At 51.7% G+C, this 7,652-nt stretch carries 9 protein-coding genes and 1 pseudogene; 5 read left to right on the forward strand and 5 right to left on the reverse strand.

What is annotated here, in order from left to right; genetic code table 11:
* From JRI46_11560 to JRI46_11575, 4 genes and pseudogenes are all read right to left on the reverse strand, one after another.
* Window positions 1-508: hypothetical protein (locus tag JRI46_11560; protein ID MBW2040203.1), on the reverse strand; the 508-nt coding region annotated here is incomplete at its 3' end.
* Window positions 509-751: 243 nt separating this feature from the next.
* Window positions 752-859 (reverse strand): annotated as a pseudogene (locus JRI46_11565) (pyruvoyl-dependent arginine decarboxylase).
* A 1-nt stretch (window position 860) separates the two neighbouring features.
* Window positions 861-1,277: an S-adenosylmethionine decarboxylase proenzyme gene (locus tag JRI46_11570; GenBank protein MBW2040204.1), complete on the reverse strand. Its 417-nt coding sequence runs from the start codon at window positions 1,275-1,277 to the stop codon at window positions 861-863.
* A gap of 82 nt (window positions 1,278-1,359) precedes the next feature.
* Entirely contained in the window at window positions 1,360-1,896 is a 537-nt protein-coding gene (locus JRI46_11575) for a cupin domain-containing protein (GenBank protein MBW2040205.1), read from the reverse strand.
* 227 nt (window positions 1,897-2,123) lie between these two features.
* Between JRI46_11575 and JRI46_11580 the strand changes: the two genes are divergently transcribed.
* Genes JRI46_11580 through JRI46_11595 form a run of 4 tightly spaced genes read left to right on the forward strand, consistent with a single transcriptional unit; the run spans window position 2,124 to window position 6,373 of the window.
* A complete protein-coding gene (locus JRI46_11580; GenBank protein MBW2040206.1) occupies window positions 2,124-3,155 on the forward strand; it encodes a phosphoribosylformylglycinamidine cyclo-ligase in 1,032 nt (343 codons plus the stop codon).
* Entirely contained in the window at window positions 3,148-3,603 is a 456-nt protein-coding gene (locus JRI46_11585) for a DUF523 domain-containing protein (GenBank protein MBW2040207.1), read from the forward strand. Before JRI46_11580 ends, JRI46_11585 begins: the two co-directional genes overlap by 8 nt.
* Window positions 3,600-5,291 (forward strand): Na/Pi cotransporter family protein, encoded by a 1,692-nt coding sequence (locus JRI46_11590; GenBank protein MBW2040208.1) that lies wholly within the window; start codon window positions 3,600-3,602, stop codon window positions 5,289-5,291. The genes JRI46_11585 and JRI46_11590 overlap by 4 nt, the downstream gene beginning before the upstream one ends.
* Window positions 5,288-6,373 carry a glycosyltransferase family 9 protein gene (locus JRI46_11595; protein ID MBW2040209.1) on the forward strand — a complete coding sequence of 362 codons (1,086 nt, stop codon included), beginning with the start codon at window positions 5,288-5,290 and terminating at the stop codon, window positions 6,371-6,373. Before JRI46_11590 ends, JRI46_11595 begins: the two co-directional genes overlap by 4 nt.
* Here JRI46_11595 and JRI46_11600 read toward each other — a convergent pair.
* Window positions 6,368-7,072: a lytic transglycosylase domain-containing protein gene (locus tag JRI46_11600; protein MBW2040210.1), complete on the reverse strand. Its 705-nt coding sequence runs from the start codon at window positions 7,070-7,072 to the stop codon at window positions 6,368-6,370. The two genes, JRI46_11595 and JRI46_11600, sit on opposite strands and share 6 nt — an antisense overlap.
* A gap of 279 nt (window positions 7,073-7,351) precedes the next feature.
* Between JRI46_11600 and tsaA the strand changes: the two genes are divergently transcribed.
* On the forward strand, window positions 7,352-7,652 hold a 301-nt coding region (gene tsaA, locus JRI46_11605), incomplete at its 3' end, for a tRNA (N6-threonylcarbamoyladenosine(37)-N6)-methyltransferase TrmO (GenBank protein ID MBW2040211.1).

Genomic DNA, 7,652 nt, shown 5'->3' on the forward strand with positions numbered 1-7,652 from the left:
CATTTATCTCACAACCGAATTTTTCAGAAAGATTTATTAAACAATAGGGGTTTTCTATTTTGATTCTAAGGACAACCTCACAGTGAGGGTAGTGCACTGATATTTTTCTCAACTCGTTTTCATTATCAAAAACCAAAGGTTTAATCCCATACTTCTTGAGAATTATCAGCTCATCCTCATCTTTTATCGGACGAGTATAAATAAGCTGACTAGGATCAAAACCGCTCGAAAGGGCCATTTCCAGCTCACCTAAAGAACTTACATCCAAGTTTGAACCTAATTCTTGTAAGATTTTGATTATCTTGAGATGATGATTTGCTTTGACGGCATAGAAAATTTCTACCTGCGGCAAACAATCTTTAAGGCGTTTATAATTTCTTCTTATTATCTCTCTTGAGGCTATAAGTAAAGGAGTGCCATACTTGCCGACACAATTTAAGATTGCTTTTTCCTCAATATCCCAACCTTCTATTATCTGGATAGTCTTTGATTCAGACAACTCAATCATTTTTTAGAACGATTCCTCTTAATAGTTGACTATAAGGCTGGCTGAAGATTAGTGCTATAATTTTAGGGGTGGCAAACCACTGTTGTGAGTAGTCTCTGGATAATATGCTCCCCTTCCCATCCATTGTGAAGGGAAATCATTTAAGGAAACCTAAAAAATGGGCCTAAACGCTATCTCTTAATGGGATGGTCTCGGAGATGACCTCACCAAGGTAAATGCCACTCAACTTCCATAAGTTGGGCCCCCGATGCCGGCGTTTATCAAGGCACCATCAAAGGCATTTAGAGGAGTATAACCTTCTGCAGAACCGCTGGCCAAGAAGAAACCCTTTGGCAACTCGCCAAATACCACTTTATACCCTCAGGAGCCCTGAATCGGTCAAGACCAGAGGGGGTCTGGGAAACAAGCTGCCGTTTTTGGGATCGAGCTCCCCCCGCCTCATCTCCACCGTAGAGACCGAATCCGCCCTCAGTTGCCTTTTGATGTAGTCATGGGCCTTCCAAGGGTCCACCTCATCCCCGCAGGTGAAGATATCCACGGCGGCATACCGGAACTCCGGCCACGTATGAATGGCGAAATGGGACTCTGCAATCACCACCACGCCACTGATCCCATGGGGATTGAAGAGATGAAAAACGCTTCCTACTACCGTGGCCCCACTCACCAGGGCGGCACCGTTCATGATCTTTTCGACCACCTCCCTGTTGTTCAGGACCCCTTCATCACACCCGAAGAGTTCCGCCAAAAGGTGTCTTCCTAATGCATTCAATTATCCACCCCCCTTTTAAGCTTTGATGGTGAAAGGTCTAAAGATTGGGTGTTGTCGAAACACCCACCCCCAAAAACCCCATTTAAAAGGAGGGGGGGGAGGTGATCCAGAGGACCACCGCCTCCCCCTGGCCCGCATTCAAAATTTGATGGACCCTGTTGGCCGTAAAATAGAAGCAGTTCCCCTCCTCAGCGCAGTAGGAGTTGTCCCCCAATCGAATGTTCACCTTTCCCTTAATGATATAGCCCATCTCCTCCCCGGGGTGAGGATCTTCTTCCTCTGTCTTTTCCCCTGGTTTCAAGGTCAGTTTGACCGGCTCCATACTCCTATTGGCAGAGCCAGGGACCAGTAGTTCAAAGGCGGCTACCCCATTCCTCTTAATCCTGATCTTGTCCTCTTTTTTAAAGACTATCCTCTCCTCCACCATCTCCTTGAAGAACTGGGATAGATCTATATCCAAGGCATCCAAGATCTGAATAAGACTATCCAGGGAAATGGAGGTGAGATCTCGCTCCATCTGCGAGATAAACCCCTTTGTCAGTTCAGCCCTCTCGGCCAGCTCCTCCTGAGTCAAGGAGCTTAGTTGCCTTAGGCTTTTTATCTTTTCCCCTATTTTCAAAGGTCTTTGTTAAAAAAGAAAAAAGTTTAATAAAATAAACTGTGGTATTATAGATACAAGGAAATTTTTGTCAAGCATTTTTTAATGTAACCTTTGTTTTATCTTGGAAGGCAACCCTTCTCTTTTTATTAGCATATTTTAAAGTAAGATATGTCATAATAAAATTGGCGAGAATTTCTCTTTGACATTTGGCTTTCATCAAGCTATATAGGTCGTCAAATAAGGAGATGAAGAAAAAGACCTTGCTGTACAGAGATGCCGGTGTGGATATCGAAGCAGGGGAGAGGTTTGTGCAGTTGATAAGACCCTTGGCCCAGCGCACCTTCACGCCGGGGGTGAAGGGGGATATAGGGGGTTTTGCCGCCCTCTTCGCCCCAGACTTATCGGCCTATAGGCACCCTGTGCTGGTCGCCACCACCGATGGGGTGGGGACTAAGTTGAAGGTGGCCTTTATGATGGGGAAGTACGACACCATCGGCATAGACCTGGTGGCCATGTGCGTCAATGATTTGGTGGTGACAGGGGCTGCCCCCCTCTTCTTCCTCGACTATCTTGCCACTTCCCAACTTGACTTAGAAAAGGGGGTGGAGATAATGAAGGGGATATCACAGGGGTGTCTGGAGGCGGGGTGTGCCTTGGTGGGGGGGGAGACAGCGGAGATGCCCGGCTTTTATAAAAAGAGGGAGGTTGAGATGGCCGGTTTTGCCCTCGGGGTGGTGGAGGAGGAGAAGATCGTCGATGGTACTTCCGTCCTTCCTGGGGACAGGATCATCGGTCTGGCCTCACAGGGCCTGCACAGCAACGGCTACTCCCTGGCCAGGAATGTTCTCTTGGAGGAGATGAAATTGAGACTGGAGGATAAGGTCGCCGGCCTGGAAACGACTTTGGGGGAAGAACTGTTGCGACCGACCCGCATCTATGTCGAGCCGATCCTCTCCCTTCTGCAGAACTTTAACATCAAAGGGATGGCCCACATCACCGGTGGGGGGATGCCGGGAAACATCCAGAGGATCCTTCCCCCTGGGTGTAAGGCGGTGGTAGAAAAAGGGGGGTGGGAGATACCCCCTATATTTAAGTTGATAGAAAAAGGGGGAGTCCCTGAGAAGGAGATGTGGAGGACCTTCAACAATGGTGTGGGGATGGTGATGGTGGTGGAGTCTTCCAGGGCGGAAGAAGTCTGCCAAAAGGCCCGGAAATTGGGTGAGGGGGCCTTCTCTATAGGGGAGATCGTCACTGGGGAGGGGGTGGAGGTTGTATAAGGGGAAAAGGGTATTGGTGAGCGCCTGTTTGGTAGGGGTCAGGTGCAGGTTTGACAGGGGGGAAAAGAGGGATCCCGCAGTCCTGAGGGCATTGAAGGGGAAGGTCTTCATCCCCATCTGTCCGGAACAGTTGGGGGGACTTCCTACCCCTAGACCACAGGCAGCGATAGAGGAGGGAGATGGTCTCCTGATCCTGGAAGGGAAGGGTAGGGTGGTCAATGAACAGGGGGAGGACGTTACCGAAAACTTCCTTCGGGGGGCGCAACAGACCCTAAATATCGCCAGGTTGACCAGGGCCGAGGCAGCCATCCTAAAGGAGAGGAGTCCTTCCTGCGGGGTGGAGAAGATCGTACGGGACGGTGAGGTAGCGAAGGGGACAGGGGTGACAGCAGCCCTTCTGATGAGAGAGGGTCTGCAGGTGATCAGCGAGGAAAGGGTTAAGGGATGACCTTTATGGGAACCGAGGAACTCATCTTTGGCCTAATCGGAGGACTGGGGCTCTTTTTCATCGGGATGAGGTTCATGTCCGAGGGGCTCCAGAAGGCCGCAGGGGACAGGCTGAGGAAGATCCTGGAGACCCTCACCAACAATCGGGTGGTGGCGGCCTTTATAGGGCTTGCAGTCACCTCCATCATACAGAGCAGCAGCGCCACCACGGTGATGACCGTCAGCTTTGTCAATGCGGGCCTCATGACCTTGAATCAGGCCATTGGGATCATCATAGGGGCCAACATCGGGACCACCATCACCGCGCAGATCATCGCCTTTAAGATCCACCACTATGCCCTGCCAGCCATCGGGCTGGGGGTGGGATTGCGGCTTTTTGCCAGAGGCAACATGTGGAGGTCCATCGGAGAGGTCATTATGGGGTTTGGGATGCTCTTTTTCGGCCTTGCCATTATGAAGGGCGCCATGAGCCCCTTGAAGGATTCCCCAGTGGTCAGGGAGATCTTCATCAAGTTCGACGGCAACCCCCTCTTAGGGGTCTTGGTCGGAACCATCTTTACCATCATGATGCAGAGCAGCAGCGTCACGGTCGGAGTTATCATGACCCTGGCAGCCTCGGGGCTGCTTTCGTTCTACGGGAGCGTTGCCCTGATCTTAGGGGACAACATCGGCACCACCATCACCGCCCAGTTGGCCAGCATTGGGACCAACACCGCTGCCAGGAGGACCGCCCAGGCCCACACCCTCTTTAACGTCTTCGGCGTCCTCTATATCTTGCTGCTCTTCCCCTTTTTCCTCAAATTGGTAGACTGGCTGTCCCTTGGAGACCCCGACCTCCTGGTCAAGACGGCGGCGCAGGCCAAAGGGTTTGGCATGGAATTGGGGGATAAGCCCTATATTGCACGCCATATCGCCAATGCCCACACCCTGTTCAACGTGGTCAACACATTGATTTTTCTGCCCCTATTGGGGGTATTGGCCAGGATATCAAATTGGATAATCCCCCAACGGAGGGAGGAAGAGGAGCAGTTTCACCTGGTGTATCTCAATACAAAATTTGTGGACTCCCCGCCCATGGCCATAGAGCAGGCCAGGAGCGAAACAGTGAGGATGGGAGGGATCTCTTTGGCCATGGTCGATGGGGTCATGGAGGCCCTTTTTGCCAACACTACCAAGGGCCTTGAGCAGGTGAGGAAGAAGGAAGGAGTAGTCGACCTCCTGCAGCGGGAGATCATCTCCTTTTTGGTCAGGACCTCGCAGGGTTCCCTGTCACCAGAGAACTCACGGGAGATCAACTCCATCATCCACATGGTGAACAACATCGAGAGGGTCGGTGACCATGCGGAGAACCTCTGCGGCTTGGTAGAGAGAAAGGTTAGATTGAAGCTCCCCTTCACGGAGCAGGCCACAGCCGATATCAGGGAGATCTACTCCGTGAGCCGGGAATTCCTCGAATTGGTAATCAATGGGATACGGGAAAGGAACCGTTATATTAAACCAGAGGCAGATGCCTATGAGGAGAGGGTCAACTACCTAGAGGACAGCATGAGGGAGGGGCATATAGGCAGGCTCAACAACGGGATCTGTGGGGTTGACCCCGGGCTTGTCTTCATCGACATGCTCACCAACTTTGAGAAGATAGGGGATCAATGTTTCAACATTGCCGAGGCAGTGGTGGGGATAAAGTGAGCGAAGGACACAAAGATTTGAACAACAAAAAGGTCCTCTTCATCCGTCTGAGCTCTTTGGGGGATCTGATCCTCACCCTCCCCACCCTGAAGGCCATAAAAGATCGATATCCCCAGGCCCACATCGCTTGGTTGGTGCAAGGCGCCCTCCAGGATGTCCTGAGCGGCAACCCCTACCTGGACGAGATCATCCCTGTGGACCTCCTCTCGGTGACTGACAAATATGCCACCCCCAAGACATGGCTGAAGGGAGGGATCAGGTTCTTCCACAACCTAAGGAAGATCTACTGCATCTTCCAAGAGAAGGGATTTGATGTCGTCTTGGAGTTCCAGGCCCTCTTTAAGAGCGGCATCTTCGCCTTCTTGAACAGAAGGGCGGAGAGATATGGCTTCAAAAATGCCAAGGAGTTGAGTCACCTCTTTCTTAACCGTCCCATCTTCCTGCGTGATAAGTCGAGACACGCCGTGGAGAACTATTTGCAGTTCGCCCGCTATTTTGGCTGCCCCACTGAGGAGATCGAGTTTCCCATATACATACCCCCAGAGGATAAAGCATACATCGACCGCCTTCTCCTTCAGGAGGGGATCAGGCCAGGGGACTTCACCGTCTTTGTCAGCGCCACGGCACGTTGGCAGAGCAAGTTCTGGGAGAAGGGGGCCTTTGCCCGTCTCGGGGACGAGATGGTGCGCCGATATGGCGCCAAGCTCATCTTCTCCGGCCTCCCTTCGGAGGCGGGCTATCTGCAGGGGATCAGGGAGATGATGCAGGAAGATGCCGTCATCGTGGCGGGCAGGACCAACATCAAACAGTTTTTCGCCCTGATGAGGCGTTCTCGCCTCTTCGTCGGGGTGGATGGTGGGGCCATGCATGCCGCTGTTGCCTTTGGGATACCGGTGGTCGCCCTGTTTGGACCATCCAACCCCCGTTGGATAGGGCCCTTTGGACAAGAAAAGGGGATTGTCAAGATCGATCTCCCTTGTGCCCCATGCAACAAAAGGGATTGCCCTGAAAGGGGCTGTATGCGTGGGATAACCCCCGAGGTGGTCTTGGAGAAAGTGGAGGAGTTAGTCCCTTCTTTATAAGGGATTCACCTTTCTTGTAGGATCTTTTTGAGAAAGCTTTCGATAACCCTGCAGGACCTTATTTGTATACCACGTAGGCAACGGCTTCCCTTCCCTCATCCTCTCCCTTGTATAGGTAGGGCCGAAATTATAGGCAGTGATAGCCACCTTAAGGTCCTTAAATTGCAGGATGAGCCGGGAGAGATAATAGAGCCCCAACCTGATGTTCACCTCGGGATCATAGATGACTGTATCCTTGTCCCACTTTATCCCCACCTCCTGCGCCAGGGCCTTGGCTACATGGGGACGCAGCTGCATCAACCCCCTGGCCCCCTTGGGTGAGGTGGCCTTGGTATAAAATGAACTCTCCACCATGATGAGGGCGAGGACCAACTTTGGGTCACAATCGTATCTTTGCGACTCGTCATAGATGAGCTCAACCAACCCCACCTCCTCTTCATCGGTGAGACCGGTGTGAAACCTTTGAATGAAGCGGTAGATCTCCCCCTTTATCGATGGATCAAACTCCAAAAGGATCACATCCCAATAATCAATGGAGGTCACCTTCCCCTTAAGCTCATCATTTTTAATGAGGGTCAAAGGGAGGGAACATACCAGCAATACAAGGGGGATGGTCAAGAGGAATTTAGCGATGGACTTCCAAGGTAGGGTCTTCTTAGAAAGAGGGCCTCTCCCCCGCACTAAAAATGACTCGTCCACCTCTCCCCTCCTTTCAAGACAAAAATCTAAGATCTTATTATATATAATTTATTTGATCTAAAATGTCAAGCTTTTTGTCCTCTCAGAGTTCTTGAAACTTCTCTTAAGAATTACTATAGTTGTTTTAAGAGGAGACTTCAAAAGAGGAGGCTGGTATTATGCCCTTTGGCATGGCTCTTCGGGAATGGTACTATGCATGGTGAGTTCCCTCCGACCGCCCTTCACGGTGGGGTATGGCCCTCATCGGGGGCGCTGTCGGGGAGGGGGGAGACGTAGAAGGTGGCATTAGCGGGCAAAAAAGCGGCAGGGGACTCCCGCCAGGATTTTGCCCTCACCCCTATCGGGGTCATTCGCTCCCCCTTTAAAGGTACTAAGGAGGCACCCCAGCAGGGGAGAGGGCGAGGCGAGGTAGGTGAAATAGAGGTTTTTGCGGAGTTCGAGGAGGGCTTGAGGGATATCGAGGGATGCACCCACCTTATCCTCATCTTCTGGATGGACAGGGCGAGAAGGGATCTTTTGCTTGCCAGACCGCCCCACGAGGGAAAGGTCCATGGGGTCTTTGCCACCCGCTCACCCCACC

This window comes from Deltaproteobacteria bacterium, assembly GCA_019308925.1.
Classification (GTDB): domain Bacteria; phylum Desulfobacterota; class B13-G15; order B13-G15; family RBG-16-54-18; genus JAFDHG01.